General features: G+C 51.4%; 12 protein-coding genes and 3 pseudogenes. 11 read left to right on the forward strand and 4 right to left on the reverse strand.

Annotated elements, in window-relative coordinates:
* Window positions 1-88: 88 nt before the first annotated feature.
* The 9 genes and pseudogenes from RJT37_RS05190 (at window position 89) to RJT37_RS05220 (ending at window position 7,682) form a co-directional block, all read left to right on the forward strand.
* Entirely contained in the window at window positions 89-634 is a 546-nt protein-coding gene (locus tag RJT37_RS05190) for a DUF5809 family protein (protein WP_313688367.1), read from the forward strand.
* Window positions 635-699: 65 nt separating this feature from the next.
* Window positions 700-1,263 carry an NUDIX hydrolase gene (locus RJT37_RS05195; RefSeq protein WP_313688369.1) on the forward strand — a complete coding sequence of 188 codons (564 nt, stop codon included), beginning with the start codon at window positions 700-702 and terminating at the stop codon, window positions 1,261-1,263.
* Window positions 1,264-1,428: 165 nt separating this feature from the next.
* Window positions 1,429-2,412 carry a CPBP family intramembrane glutamic endopeptidase gene (locus RJT37_RS05200; RefSeq protein ID WP_313688371.1) on the forward strand — a complete coding sequence of 328 codons (984 nt, stop codon included), beginning with the start codon at window positions 1,429-1,431 and terminating at the stop codon, window positions 2,410-2,412.
* A 160-nt stretch (window positions 2,413-2,572) separates the two neighbouring features.
* Window positions 2,573-3,193 (forward strand): GTP-binding protein EngB, encoded by a 621-nt coding sequence (engB, locus tag RJT37_RS05205; protein ID WP_313688373.1) that lies wholly within the window; start codon window positions 2,573-2,575, stop codon window positions 3,191-3,193.
* A 322-nt stretch (window positions 3,194-3,515) separates the two neighbouring features.
* Window positions 3,516-3,733: pseudogene (locus RJT37_RS20495) on the forward strand (ribbon-helix-helix domain-containing protein); the annotation flags it as partial.
* A gap of 240 nt (window positions 3,734-3,973) precedes the next feature.
* Complete coding sequence (locus RJT37_RS05210) at window positions 3,974-4,099, forward strand: hypothetical protein (protein WP_313688375.1); 126 nt, start codon at window positions 3,974-3,976, stop codon at window positions 4,097-4,099.
* Between the two features lie 310 nt (window positions 4,100-4,409).
* The gene (locus RJT37_RS05215) at window positions 4,410-5,225 is read left to right on the forward strand and encodes an IS5 family transposase (RefSeq protein ID WP_313684617.1); all 816 of its coding nucleotides are present in this window, start codon (window positions 4,410-4,412) and stop codon (window positions 5,223-5,225) included.
* A 267-nt stretch (window positions 5,226-5,492) separates the two neighbouring features.
* Window positions 5,493-6,617, forward strand: a complete 1,125-nt coding sequence (locus tag RJT37_RS20500; RefSeq protein WP_345785385.1) for a tyrosine-type recombinase/integrase — start codon at window positions 5,493-5,495, stop codon at window positions 6,615-6,617.
* Between the two features lie 786 nt (window positions 6,618-7,403).
* Window positions 7,404-7,682 (forward strand): helix-turn-helix transcriptional regulator, encoded by a 279-nt coding sequence (locus tag RJT37_RS05220; RefSeq protein WP_313688377.1) that lies wholly within the window; start codon window positions 7,404-7,406, stop codon window positions 7,680-7,682.
* 263 nt (window positions 7,683-7,945) lie between these two features.
* Here the strand turns inward: RJT37_RS05220 and RJT37_RS05225 are convergent, their stop codons facing one another.
* Together RJT37_RS05225 and RJT37_RS05230 are read right to left on the reverse strand one after the other, a co-directional pair.
* A complete protein-coding gene (locus tag RJT37_RS05225) occupies window positions 7,946-8,902 on the reverse strand; it encodes a hypothetical protein (protein ID WP_313688379.1) in 957 nt (318 codons plus the stop codon).
* A 2-nt stretch (window positions 8,903-8,904) separates the two neighbouring features.
* Window positions 8,905-10,653, reverse strand: coding sequence for a hypothetical protein (locus tag RJT37_RS05230; protein ID WP_313688381.1), 1,749 nt, complete (start codon window positions 10,651-10,653; stop codon window positions 8,905-8,907).
* 76 nt (window positions 10,654-10,729) lie between these two features.
* Here RJT37_RS05230 and RJT37_RS05235 point away from each other — a divergent pair.
* A pseudogene (locus RJT37_RS05235) lies at window positions 10,730-11,359 on the forward strand (transposase domain-containing protein); the annotation flags it as partial.
* Window positions 11,360-11,416: 57 nt separating this feature from the next.
* Window positions 11,417-11,785, forward strand: coding sequence for a VOC family protein (locus tag RJT37_RS05240; RefSeq protein WP_313688382.1), 369 nt, complete (start codon window positions 11,417-11,419; stop codon window positions 11,783-11,785).
* A 1-nt stretch (window position 11,786) separates the two neighbouring features.
* On the opposite strand, the pseudogene RJT37_RS20625 reads toward RJT37_RS05240, so the two are convergent.
* Window positions 11,787-12,587: pseudogene (locus tag RJT37_RS20625) on the reverse strand (IS701 family transposase); the annotation flags it as partial.
* A 204-nt stretch (window positions 12,588-12,791) separates the two neighbouring features.
* Window positions 12,792-13,607, reverse strand: a complete 816-nt coding sequence (locus tag RJT37_RS05245; RefSeq protein WP_313688383.1) for an ABC transporter permease — start codon at window positions 13,605-13,607, stop codon at window positions 12,792-12,794.
* Between the last annotated feature and the right edge of the window lie 7 nt (window positions 13,608-13,614).

The raw sequence follows: 13,614 nt of genomic DNA on the forward strand, positions 1-13,614 counted from the left end.
CCCGTGAGCGGCGCCCGGCGGGAAGAGACGAGAGTACTCATAATGAGGAGACCGAAAGCGTTTGTGCGCGCGTCGACGAGGCCTCAGTATGGAAACGGAGGGAACGCTGTCGCCCGAATCGCTCGACGAGGCCCGCGAGGTGTTCGAGGCCGCCGGTCCGACCGCCCAGCAGGTCGTCCGCGAGGCGGCGAAGGCGATGGAGTTCGACCGCGAGGAGTACCGCGAGCGCGTGACGAGCGAGGTCGTCGAACGCGCCCGCAACGTCGTGTTCGCCGATCGGCTGGCCGTCACGGTCGGCTCTCGCGCGGAGTTCGAAGCGTGGGCCGACGAGCATCCCGATTACGACGTCACGACGCTCGGCAGCCCCGACGTCGACCGCATCGCCTGGCACGCCGCGCCGTTCGCCGAGGCGGCCGTCGCCGCGAGCTTTCAGAACGAACGCAAAGCCGCCGTCGGCACGCTCCGCAGGCAGGCGTTCGGTCGCCTCTACCGGCCCCGGTTCGAGTCTGGGACGGACGGAGCCGACGACTCTTCCGGCGCAATCGAGCAGGGCGAGTTCGGCAGTGGGGACGACGAGCAGGACAGGTTCGGCGACAGGAGCGACGACGAGACGGACGACCTGTCCGGGGCGTAGGCCGATTTGGCGACAGTCGGCGTCGGCCACCCATCTTAAACCCTGCCGTCACGGAGTACCGCTCGATGACTGACGACGGACGCAGCTATCATCCCCTGCCGGACCCGGAATGGCCGGTCCGGGAGACCGAAATCGAGTACGAGACGGGCTGGTTCACGGGCGGCTACGACCTCGTCGAACAGCCTAACGGGACGACGAAGCGCTACTACTGGGCGAAACTCGCAAGCGCAGTCGTGGTCGTCGCCCGCGCGGACGACTCGCTCGTGTTCGTCGAGCAGTACCGCCCGACGATCCGCGAGACGCAACTGGAACTCCCGGCGGGAATCGTCGAGGAGGGGGAGTCGTTCACGGCGGCCGGCGAGCGCGAACTCCGCGAGGAGACCGGTTTCGCGGCCGAGAGTACCGCGTTGCTCGAAGATTTCTGGGTCGCGACCGGGGTCCTCAGACATCGCCGGGGGATCGTCTTCGTGACCGATCTCACGCCGGTTGACCCCGACCTCGACGACAACGAGTTCCTCTCGGTCCACTCCGTGCCGACCGAGGAGGCACTCGACGTCGCCCGCGCGGAGCAGATGAACGACGCGACGCTCGAAGGCGTGTTGCTGGCGCGGGAAGAGGGACTCATTTGAGGAGCGTGTCCTAGCACGGCTGGCACACCTCCGATTTCGGACTGGAGAGTGCTCAACACAGTACCGAGAGGATATCTACGGAGGTGCAGCCACCAGGAGAGAAACGGAGAGCAGCCCGACAGGACAGGAATTTATTGACCTGGCCTCGTGTCTCTCTCCGTGCAGATGCCCTCCATCCAAACAGTCCTTCGTGACGAAAATCGGCGGTTGCGGCGCCCCTTCCGCCTCGTCTGGACCGAAGTCGACCGACGGCTGCGGTTCCCTATCCGCCTCCTCGCTGGGTTCGTCTTGTTCCTCGCGCTGGCGGGGGCGGGAAATCAGTTCCGGCCGACGCTCCTGTCGGGCGGCGGTCCGCTCGTCCGGACCGTGAATATGATCGGTCGACAGCTACCGAACGCAGTCGGGCTCACCCTCGCAGTCGTGGTCGCTGCGCTCCTGATCGACCGGAGACGACTCACCGATTTGGGGTTGCAACTCGATCAGAACTGGTGGCGCGGGCTCGTTGGTGGGACTGCACTCGGTGCCGGGATCACCCTCTTTGCAGTCGGTGTCGGACTCACAACGGGCTATTACGAGTTCATCGGCTTCGTGAGGCCTTCGCATATACTCGTCTGGATACTACTCGCGATCGGCGGTGCGATATTCCAATTGATCTTCGTCGTCCCGGAGGAGCTGTTCGTCCGGGGATACCTCATTACCAATGTCGTCGAGGGCTTCGAGAGCGTTCGACGAGTTCCACGGTGGCTGGCTGCCGGCATCGGCGTACTCGCAGCCTCGGGCGTGTTTTACGCGACGCATACTGCTGGCAAAGGCGAGATCGTCGGGGCCATGATGGGTGCGCTGTCCATCCTGCTCGGCCTCGGATACGTGCTGAGTGGTGATCTCTCGGTTCCGATCGGTATCCACTTCGGTTTCAACTTCCTCGGGGTACTCGCCGGGACGAATGCCCAGCCGGCAAGCGTCCTCCGGATAACGAGCAGTACGACCGTCCAAGGGTCACTTGCACTCCCGCTTGAGGCGGTCATCGTCCGGCTTGTCGGTGCAGTCCTCGCAACTGGACTCCTCGTCGTCTGGTACGTCACCGTCGGTAGTGGACTACAGGTTGTCCCGGACCTGACTCGGCCAGCCCTCCGTTGGAAAGACAACTGACGTGCCTGACGGTGAGTTTCGAGCATCCGGTACGTCCCAACCGATGGGCGCGCTGCGGTCAAAATACCGTAACGTCTGCGACTGATCGCCCATCCGATTGCACATCGTATCCCCCTCCCACGAACGTCAGCGTTAACCGCGGCAACGGCCTTTATTTGGTATGTTCGAAGATCGCCCGGACCGCGAGGAGGTGGTCCTCGTCGGCCGGTCGAACGTGGGAAAATCGACCGTGATGCGGGAGCTGACCGGCCACTCGAAGTTCACGACCGGCGGGAAGCCCGGCGTGACCCAGTCGCCGAACCACTTCGATTGGGCCCCGGAGAGCTTTATGTTCACAGATCTCCCCGGATTCGGCTTTATGTCCGGCGTCGAGGAGGGCCGGCGCGAGCAGATCAAAACCGACGTGGTGCGGTACATCGAGTCGAACGCGCCGGAGATCCTCGCGGGAGTGCTCGTCGTCGACGGCAAGAGCGTCATCGACATCATCGACCGACACTCCGGGCCCGAGGAGATCCCCCACGACGTCGAACTGTTTCACTTCCTGTGGGAACTTGACGTCCCGACTATCGTGGCCGTCAACAAGATGGACAAAGTCGACGACCGCGACGAGCGGCTGGACGCGCTGTGTGATCGGCTGGGTCTCCACCCGCCGTGGCAACAGTGGCGCGAGACGATCGCGCCGATCAGCGCGAAGAAGGGAGATATCGAGGCGCTGAACGAGGCGCTCCAGGCGAAGTTCCACGAGCAGAAGCGCGACGATCTGCTGAAGTTCGTGAGTTGAGCGCGGCGACGCAACCGCTCTTTTCGTGTCCGTGGTCAGTAACAAACGGTGGCTCGGTGAGAAGGCGTCATCACAAGGGGCTGAGTGGGGGTAACCCTCGTCATCGCCACCGAGTCGAATTCGGCTCGCAGGCGTGAAGAATCCCTCGCTTCGGTCGTTCTCCGCACTGTGAAATTGCCCGAGAGGTTCCAGTATTTTCGTCTCCCCGAAACGGTCGCAGCCGCGTCAGCGGCGTTTCACAGCGCCAGGATCTTCTATATACGTACGCAAAGCATCTGTATATTCAGGTACGGATGCAGCAGATAGCGACGATGGTCCCGAGATGGTCCAGATCGATCTCCGTCTCAGCAAAGCGTTCCTCGAAGACATCGACGCAACGTGGCAAGAAGAGGGTTCAACTCCCGGAGTGAGTTCCCTCGATACGCGGCCCGAGATGCCGTGCAACATCCGGCATTCTCGCGCGAGGGATGGAAACAGATCGCGGCGGGTAAGCACGACCTTCGTACGGGCGAGGTAGAACTGATCTCTCGTGAGGAAGTCATTTCACGATCTCACAGCCGAATCAGCCGCGATCTCCAGTTTGCGTACCCAGCTTTTACGCTGCGGGCCGGCAGAGCCGGCCCTCGGCAAAAGCTGGACCAAAACCACTGGTCACCCCCTCAGCGGGTCGAACACCCGCCTCGAGGGTCCCTTGGTCCGCTCGCTCGTGGCAGGTCGTTCACCTAAGGTATGCTTCCCCGGAGCACCAGATACAAACGGTTCACTCTCGAAACTGCCACGATGCGAACTTCCACCGGCGTCATAATCCTCGGGATCGTACTGTTTGCGATCCCCTTCCCGGGAACGTTCATTCTTGGAGGGGCAGTCACCCTCTTCGGCATCCTCCTGCGCTGGTTTGGCGTCTGAATCGGCTCGCTCGACTCGCTGTGAGCACAGTGACTGCTACTGAGAGAGTCCGCAGTGGTCAGCCGAGTGCGTTGCTGATTCAGGGTGCTAGGGGCGAAACAAACTGAATGGATGGCGCGTCTTGTCGTGCTGCACGATTCTGTCCCGTGAAACCGAGTGTATCGAGTGAGAAGACTGCGCGCTAACCAACGTCGGATTCACTAAACAAGGTCTCTCCTTGCCTTGTTTTGCCGCTAGCTGACTGTAGTTTCAGACGCTCTCACAGGAAAATACCGTCAAGCTAACCGGGAATTGGACGCCGTCTGGCGATATGGGATCGCTCAGACGGCTCGCTCGGATGTGTCGAGATCTTGCCAAACAGCACGTAGATGACCCTGACGTACCCGCCGCGCCGAACGGCGCGGACGGGTACGCCAAGTGGACACAGATTGCGTTGATTTTGTTCCGCGTTGAGTTGGAGAAGAGTCTTCGTGAGACTGAAGACTACCTCAACGAGATGCCCGGTATCCTCGCCGTATTTGATCTCAACGAGGCACCACACTACAGTTCGTTCTGCCGGTGGGAAGACGAGTATCGGATGCGTGAACTCCGCCGCCTGCTCCGCGCTTCGGCGGAGCAGGCGGGCTGGAGTGGTGAAGCCGCAATCGATGCAAGTGGCTTCCAGCGTGATCAGACCAGCTATCACTACCGTGACCGTGCGAACTACTCGTTCCAGTCGATGAAGACAACCATCTTGATCGACGTGAACTCGCTAGCGATCAAAGACGTTCATTTCACGACACAGAAGGCGTGGGACGGCCACATCGGGATGCAGGTCTTCCGCCGGAACGCGGAAGACCTGCGTGTATTGTCTGCTGACGCGAACTACTCGTGGGGCGAACTCCGTGAGGAGTGTCGCTCGAACTCAACGCGACCACTGATCAAGCACAGGGAACAAACACCGTTGCAGAAGGCCCACAACGCCCGAATGACCGAGGATTACAACCAACGCTGGATGAGTGAGACGGGCTTCTCGCAGTTGAAAGAAGACGACGGCGAGAAGCTCCGCTCCCGGAGCTGGCACGGCCAGTTCCGGGAGCTGACTCGGAAGTGCATCGTCCATAACCTAACGCAGGCGGCGAGTTAGGGCTCGCCGCCTGCTCCCCTTCTCCGGACGTATCCGGGAGAGGCATCGCCGTCGTCACCGAAACAACGAAGCAAGATACCATAGTTTTGACCCTTCGGCAACCGCTGTCAGTAACAGCCGCTGTATCTTCTGACTGTAAGAACGCACCTCTGACAGCGTGAGACTACAAACAATCGACCCTACCCCGTCGCTGTCTTGCGTTCAACAAGGCAGGTAGAGTACGTAACACCGCATCAACTGCGGCGGTACGCACTGGATCAATTGTAGATGTCGAGTGCGTTGGCTGAGGCACTAGCGCAAGCCGACGACCCAGAGGTCATCCAGCAACTGCTGGCGGCGGAGATCACCTCTGACGAGTCGGCGGAATCAACAAACGACCCTCAGTCAACGCTCTCTGACTTATACCAGCGATACCTAAATCGGCGGACTGACAGGAGCCCGGCAACTCGCGCACAGTACAAGCGTACCATCCCAACATTCGTAGACTTCGCTGCAGATCACGGCATAACGCATCCTCACGGGATCACGACAACCCTGATCGACGAATTCGCTGATGAATTATTTGATGCCTATGACACGGATGCGACGATCGCCACGTATACGAAGAATGTTCGAGCCTGGTTGAAGTGGCTACACAAGCGAAATCTCTGCGATGAATCTACATACACCCTGTTAGACAAGCAAGAACTAGGGTTATCACCGAGAGCACGGGACGAGGCGCTTCCGGAATCGGAAGCCAGGCAGATACTCTCCAAACTCCGTACACAACGCCGCGGATCAGAGTTACACGCAATTCTGGAACTCCTGTGGAATACAGGACTTCGAATCGGGGAAGTCAGAGCGCTAGACGTGTCCGATTACCGTCCTGAAGTGGCTGATGTCAGTATTCAACACCGGCCAGAAACTGGAACTCGGATCAAGAACGGTAGTGCCGAAGACAATCACCCCGGTGATGGTGAACGCCTCACAGAACTGAAACCCAGTGTTGTCAAAGCACTCAACCACTACATTCGCCACCAGAGACACGATGTAACTGACGAGTATGGACGTGAACCGTTGTTCACGACTCGCCGGGGGCGTCCCTCTCGTTCTACGCTGCGTCGATGGGTCTACGAAGCAACAAGCTGCCGATGGAGAGAGAATCCGGACGGGGACACGTGCGATGGATCGTGTGACGCCCGATCAAACATCTGCCCTCACAGTTACTATCCTCACGCAATCCGCCGCGGCGCAATTGTGAGCCAACTCAGTAACGGGCTGTCTCGGGGCAAAGCAAAGGAACGGTTCAACGTTTCTATCCCCGTTATCGAGAAACACTACGACCCCCGTTCGAAGCCAGAACGGAAAGAAGACCGCGCGGAAGAAGTCCGGCAAGCGTGGCCAGATATCTGACGATCATCCGAGGCACACACTTGCTGATCGTTCGTCCCTTGCTAAGACGCATACATCGGTGGGTAGCTGTAACGAGTTTTCTAAGAGACCGCTAGGATGTGCCCTCTACGTCTTTGAGTAACCGCTCTCAGACAAGCAGTAAGAGTAGCTGAGAGCCTCAACGATATAATGACTTGCTGTTGTGTAGAATGTTGTTGGTAGGGAGCTGTCCGGTTATTTATGCTTGTTGATCCCCCAAGGAGTCTCTCCGGGCGGAGCTTCAGGCGGTTGAGTGGCGGGGGCTGGTGACTGCCTTTCAGATACGCAGTCGTTACTAAGACGGGGTCTTATTCCCGATCGTATTAGTTGGAGATTCAAGACGAACGTGGGCGAGGAAATATTGGATTTACGCCGAGATATTTGTCTGAAATATGTCTTAGACCGGTTCTGACACTACACCGACGGCCCGTACGTCGTTATTATCGACGAAGTCGATCCACTCCAAAATATAGACCTCCTTTAAGATCTGAACTGGATTCGGGCGCTGACCCCCCTCTTGATCGCTAAGAAGGAGAAGACGTGATGGCGTAACTTGATGATCGACTGGACAGTTGGCGATAGAATATTTCTTCATAGTATTTGCGGTATGCTAATGTCTCAAAAATTTAGAGTATCTTTTCGGTTAAATCATTGTTACAATCTCTGAGTTAAACCCAATTATAAGAAATATTATATTAACTTATACAAATTTTCGCCACCTAAACTCTTTATGAAGCTATCGCCTAAAGATTCTTATCGAACAGATATGTGTGCTATCAAAGTGGTCCGACAAAAAAAGAACAGAAGTGGCAAGAACTGGCTGAAGAAACTGCATTGACGAAAAGACAGATAGAGATGTGGGAACTTTTTGTCAAGTATGATATGGACCTACAAGATATTGCCGCGGAATACGAAATTGAACAGGCCACAGTATCAAAACACGTTGAGCGTGCCAGAGCAAAAGTAGATCAGTCCAAAGAGAAAATCGAAGAATTACAAAATGAACTAGAACAGTGGAAAAAAACCAGGATATACGCGAATGTATAACCCCTATTGTATTTGACTCTCTCCACCAGAGTACTATCTAAGATGCCTGAAATGGCAGATTGCAAATTTTCCGCAGGGTTGTTTACCGGGCTCTATAGACGCCAAAATATTCAATTGAGTTATATATAGCAATAATGTAATTATCCAAAAAATGAGATATGGCTAACAACATAAGCAGACTCCCAGCCTCGGTATCAATGATCCAATGTCCCAGAATAATGCAAGTTCATCTACAAGTCGGAGCCAAGCAACTATAACACCCTTTAGTTTGTGAGGTCGTCTCCAGCGTCCTGTGTCGATCCTTCAAACGAGGGGGCATAAATACCACGAGAAAAATCGAATATCTCTTCCCAAACATTTTCACTTATGTCTAGTCCTTCCGCAATTAGCCTCTCTTCCTCTTTTTTAATAGATTTCGGATCGAATATTTCATCAGCTTTTGTTTTGTGACAGTTTATGAATTCGTCAACAACCTGTCTGGATTCGTTGGAGTAAATTGGATGCTGTAGATCAAGACAGATCATAATGAACCCTGATGTCCTGTTAAATTTGATTTCGTTATTTTCTTCAATCGATTTGGAAAGCAGTATGTTCAACAATTTGGAATCGTCATAAGAAAATGTATTTTCTTCCTGTTCTCCGACATCAATTTCTAAATATGGAGAAATAAATTCCGCTTTCGACTTATTATGTATAGTATTTTCTAACCTCCTGTAGCCCTCTGCCAAAGAATCTAATTCAAATTTCATAATCTCAGGGCGAGGCTCAGAAGGTTTTCCTATGAACGTTGTTGTCTTCCCATTTGAACTAGTGTATAGTAGAAGGGATACTAGCCCACGCTTCGCAGCTTTATAACTGAGAAAACCAATGATATTTTTACATTTATTACTATCACTTATGGTAGAATAGGCTATTCCAATACTGTTCTTTCTTGCCTTTCCACTGCTGAGATCCAAAGCCGGCTTGCCCGATACTATACTGGGCTGGTTTCTGTTGTTTATAATAGAGATAGTAGAGGTTGGATTGCATAGTTCCATTTTTCCAACTTTCAAACTAGGTAAGTCATCTAAGAGGCTATATAGCGTGGTTAAACCTGAACCATTGTGAACTTCTGACCACCAGATTGATTCCGCGTATGTCTGTGAAGTGCCCTTTGAGAATCCCGCAGCTCTAAAGCACTGTTCGGAGAATTGACGGACTTCTCTTGAACTAAACCTCATAATCACTCGACACCTCCTTCTTCTATTACAGGCTTTGAAGGATATACCCAGTTAGACCCTCTCCCATCAATTATATCCTCCGCTAACGGCGCGCCTTGGAAAAAAGTCCCCCTCACCCAACCTTTTGATTTTGGATGCATTTTTTGAACACCCCAGAGAGATTTCTTAAATGAAATCATATCTAACGGATTAAAGTTGGCATCTAGTGGGTTCCCTCTAACTTCAGCATATGATAGATTATGCAAAGACTGAATACGTTGTATGATATCTTCGTGTTCTGGATGATAAAAAAGGAACTCCGCTACAGAGTCTGAAGCACAAGACTCTGATAGATCACTGTACAGTTCGTGGACTTGATAAGCAATATCCACAGGTAGCTCATAATTCTCATAATTATCTAAGGGAGTTTCATCCCTTACACCTATACGTGGTTCTCCGATTTCACCACCTCGATACCAGAAATAATGCTGCGAATTTGGGGCTGACATATCGATATCTAGAGCCCATTGATAACTGGAATTGATTAATGATTTCAAGTCTGAAATAGACATATTTGGAATGACATCTGTTTCTTCTGAACTAATCAAGTGTTTATCCAAACCATCACACACACTTGGATGGATATCTATCAATAAAGAATGGAGAACCTCTTGAACTTCAGGACCATACCTGTTTTCTGTCCATTCACATAATCGCATCCAAAAATCATTTTCTTCCTTCGATTTTTGAAGGTCGCCTACTTTTTTCCTGATATCTCGAAGACCATCTGCAATTTTATTCTTATCAATAAATTCTCCTTCTGTACTGCTCTCGTCTTCCGAGAACCATCTTTCAGCTCTCTTAGAGCGCTTCTTGAACTTTTCAATATTTTCTTCTGAAATCTTGGTTTTCTTGGCACGCGCTAGCGCTATCTCCCTTACGAGTACCCACTTATGGATTAATTTAGGATGGTTCATTATAAAGAAAATTATACCTATCCCAGAGGAGTTACCAGTTCCTAGATATCGTTTAATGCTATAATTTAGCGTGGCTGATTCACGATTTCTATTTTTTGCCATATTATCAGCAAGATCAAAGCTGAAAGTGCGCAGCATATAAACTGCGAGCATTTGTGACATATATGGCTTTTTTAACGGGTGGTCCTCATCCATTGCTCTGAATACTTTTGTCCCATTTAACCCATTGCCATAGTATCCAGACGAACGGACCAGATACCCGCCTTTAGCCAGGAAGTCAATATCGGGTTGATGGCCGGATAATAAAGAGTCTACAATATGATCAAAGAATCTTGAACTACGGTTTGCTCTGGTCCAGATTAGAACTTCAGGGTCTGCCCGGCCCTTTCTCAAATTTCGGATTTCTTCAAATTGTGAATTGATGAGTTCAGGCGTAGCCTCCCCCTCACAAAGAAATGCCTCCATATCCCATGTGCTTGCAATAATTCGATCCGTGTCCTCATCGTCACTACTTTCTCTAGATTGGACTACGAAAGAAAATGTATGTGAACGTGTATTAATGGTGTAAATTGCCATACCATTTCCTCGTCCATCAACGTCTATTTTTTTTAATTCTATTCGCCATTTTTCTTCGATCATTTTATTTATTAATATACGAGCGAAGCTTAATCGATTTTGTTTAAAAGAACCCAAACGCTCCGGTTTCATCAACTCGGAAGGATCACGTAACAGTCCCTCTTGGAATTGGAGTTCACCGCCGCTTCCAACCATAATTCGTTTGTATGTTTTCTTCATAGATTATAAAACATAGGGTCACCCCTATGAGGTAGTGTGCAGATAAGGATGAGGCGGTGAGATTCTTTGATGATCCATACCAGAAATCGACCGCCTCAAGCGAAGTACCGGCTGCTTCGAATTAGATTTTGTGGAGCGAGAGGTGACACCGGAGTGGCCGATGTAGCTCGGTATTCGACTCCATTTATTGGAACTCTCGCTGTCGAATACCAATCCAGAGTTGCACGGTTCGGTGTCAATCATTGTCGTTCCACCGGTCATAACTGGCTGTAGAAGTGGCCTACAGCCTACCGAGGGCAACAGTCTGGATGGTATTGCAGTTGATGAGACTGTGATCCAGATCGGTGATCAAAGATAGTGGGTCTACGCTGCAGTCAATCCCGATACGAACGAATTTTCCAAGTCAAGTTCGGAATAGCACAAAATATCGGTCTCTCCGAAATCTTCCCAGGTGAACTACGTGCGAAATACAGCGTCGGAGACGTCGTGTTTCTCGTTGATAGTGCACAGTTAGCTCCAAGAAGCCTGTCACCGCCACGGACTCCGATTCCAACACGAAACACACGGGAGTCGCAAGACCAGCGAACGCCTATATAAAGAACTCAAACGCCGAACCGACCAGTTCGCTACCCATTTCGGGGGCGTCAAGCCAGCAACCGCCGAAACCTGGTTGCTCGCACAAGCTTTCTGTCAAAACCAGCTAATCGGAACAGTGTCACCCAAATATAGTAATATTAATATATGCGGAATTCAACTACGGAGTATGGGTGTACTCCATACAGCAATTAATGTGACGGATATTGAGACTGAAACGAAGTTCTATGAAGATCTTCTCGGACTTCAGCAAGTCAGGGAGTTCAATGTTAATGGACACTACAATCGTCTACTTGGCAGTGATGGTTCCCCGGAACTCCAGTTACGTGAAGTTGGGGAAAAAAGAAAGCCTGCTGGAATCGAGCATATAGCAGTCTCAACTAGTAATCTTGATTCAGTTGTTGAAGAGGCAGTATCAACATGGAACAGTTCCATCGAGCGGGAGCCTACTCAAGGCAAGAATAGCGGTGTCAGGGTCGGTTGCATCACCGACCCAGAAGGATATACTATTGAACTGATCGAGAACTCAGACTCATAACTCAGCGTTGCACGTTACTTTTGGCAGTTGAGTGGACGATGAGTTGATCGATGTTGGTTATACTATCATCAACACCCTACTCATCGTTGTCTCGAACTCATATGAGAGGGTTGTAAACGGCCTATTTCAAGGGGTGTTCGAAGCCCGCTCGAAGCGATATTTTCACCGAGTCGTCCCAGAGGCTCTTGACACAGGATCAAGATAAATCGGGGTGCGATCAGAAGGTGCCAGTCCTGGCACCCCCGCTAGTCTGCATCTTGCAGTTTCGTAAATTGGGATCCTGCTTCGTGTCATAGAATAACGTCTTGATGCGCCATCACACCCCGAAGGAGCGAATTATGTACTTGATCGGGCCGCCGATTTTGTTCGTAGCGAGGTACTTGACTGAGTTCTCATCGTCTTCGTCGATCACTTTTTTTTGCGACAACCAGTTTCAAGTCTCCCAGTCGGGAGATGTGAAGCTCCTTTTTCCAGATGTGGTGGGTGTCCTCCTTTTGATTTCACGTTCAGTGGTGTCAATGCCCTGTACAGCGCGTCGACGAGAATCTCTTCATTGGCGTAGGTCGCTTGTCGGTTGCAACGGAGCGGGACGGTCCAGTCCTTGCCGTAAGACCCGGTCTGTTTGGGAAGGTCTGAGTTGTGAGGAAACCACGAATCGAAGAAGTGTACATATGCTTGGGGATAACTACCACTTCTTCGAGTTCCGCAACTACCTTTCTGGCCATATTGAACTTGGTACGGTGGTCTGGTCATCTTCTCCTTGCTGCTCGTAGAGACGGAAGGTGAGCGGGCAGGCAGTCTTAACCTCAGCGTAGGAGACGTAGACTATGTCTTGGGCGGTGTCACCTTCAGTGTGATCGTAAAAGTAGCTGACAACGGGGACGAATTTCTCGTGTTTCTCGGTAATCGCATCGTTGAGGGAGAGGCAAGCGTCCTCCGACCAGCGCGCTCTACCCTTTCTAAACCACTGCTATTGCCTAATTAAATCGCCATTTAACAGAACCTTCTATCCGTGTCCAGGAAGTGATTTCCACTCATTTATTTTGTTTATAATAGCAGCAGTAGAGAGGAAGAGTACTGTTCCTGCTAACATTAATAGTACGAGTGATCCAAATAAGAGACCAATTTTAGCGGTGTTCTTTGCCGATATAAGGATGAATCCCATACCACTACCAGTAGCGATGAATTCTGCAATAATCGCACCAACAGTTGACTGCTGAATTGCAACTTTCATACCTGTGGAAATATGTGGGAAAGCTTTCCAGAAATACACTTTCCGTATCATCTGCCAGTTTGACGCACCTAATGCAGCGCCGAGATGGTCGTACTCTTCACGAACACTATCAAATCCGGTGAGAGTATTAATAAACACAGTAAAGAAACCAAACCAGGCCACGAAGAGCCCAATACTGATAATATTATTACCGAACCAAAGGATGAAAATTGGCGCAACAATCGCTTGAGGAATTGCATATAAGAATACTATAGATGGTAGTATAGTTTTAAGAATTCGAGGAATTTGAGAGCAAATTATTCCAAGTGCAACCCCAATTACGACTGCAATAGAGAATCCCATAATTGCCTCTGAAAGAGTGGTGAAAAGTCCTGGCAGAAGGACATCTCTGTTTTCGAAGGACCTTGTCACCATATATTGAATCGATGGGAAATAAACATCCCCTCGAACGTTGATGAAAGAGGAATACGCAACCCAAACAGCGATCAATAGAGCTACAACAAAAATGCTAGTCCAGTAGCGTTTAAATAATGAAACATATGTATTTAACATCTGCTTCGTGCGGCCATCCGTGGTGTTGATTTGCATTAATTTC

The organism is Halobellus marinus (assembly GCF_032113415.1).
In the GTDB taxonomy this organism is placed as follows: Archaea; Halobacteriota; Halobacteria; order Halobacteriales; family Haloferacaceae; genus Haloquadratum; species Haloquadratum marinus.

What these genes read in the sequence shown, in the direction of transcription:
- RJT37_RS05190 (WP_313688367.1), top strand. Translation starts at nt 89, where the DNA reads ATGGAAACGGAGGGAACGCTGTCGCCCGAATCGCTCGACGAGGCCCGC.
- RJT37_RS05195 (WP_313688369.1), top strand. Translation starts at nt 700, where the DNA reads ATGACTGACGACGGACGCAGCTATCATCCCCTGCCGGACCCGGAATGG.
- RJT37_RS05200 (WP_313688371.1), top strand. Translation starts at nt 1,429, where the DNA reads ATGCCCTCCATCCAAACAGTCCTTCGTGACGAAAATCGGCGGTTGCGG.
- engB (WP_313688373.1), top strand. Translation starts at nt 2,573, where the DNA reads ATGTTCGAAGATCGCCCGGACCGCGAGGAGGTGGTCCTCGTCGGCCGG.
- RJT37_RS05210 (WP_313688375.1), top strand. Translation starts at nt 3,974, where the DNA reads ATGCGAACTTCCACCGGCGTCATAATCCTCGGGATCGTACTGTTTGCG.
- RJT37_RS05215 (WP_313684617.1), top strand. Translation starts at nt 4,410, where the DNA reads ATGGGATCGCTCAGACGGCTCGCTCGGATGTGTCGAGATCTTGCCAAA.
- RJT37_RS20500 (WP_345785385.1), top strand. Translation starts at nt 5,493, where the DNA reads ATGTCGAGTGCGTTGGCTGAGGCACTAGCGCAAGCCGACGACCCAGAG.
- RJT37_RS05225 (WP_313688379.1), bottom strand. Translation starts at nt 8,902, where the DNA reads ATGAGGTTTAGTTCAAGAGAAGTCCGTCAATTCTCCGAACAGTGCTTT.
- RJT37_RS05230 (WP_313688381.1), bottom strand. Translation starts at nt 10,653, where the DNA reads ATGAAGAAAACATACAAACGAATTATGGTTGGAAGCGGCGGTGAACTC.
- RJT37_RS05240 (WP_313688382.1), top strand. Translation starts at nt 11,417, where the DNA reads ATGGGTGTACTCCATACAGCAATTAATGTGACGGATATTGAGACTGAA.
- RJT37_RS05245 (WP_313688383.1), bottom strand. Translation starts at nt 13,607, where the DNA reads ATGCAAATCAACACCACGGATGGCCGCACGAAGCAGATGTTAAATACA.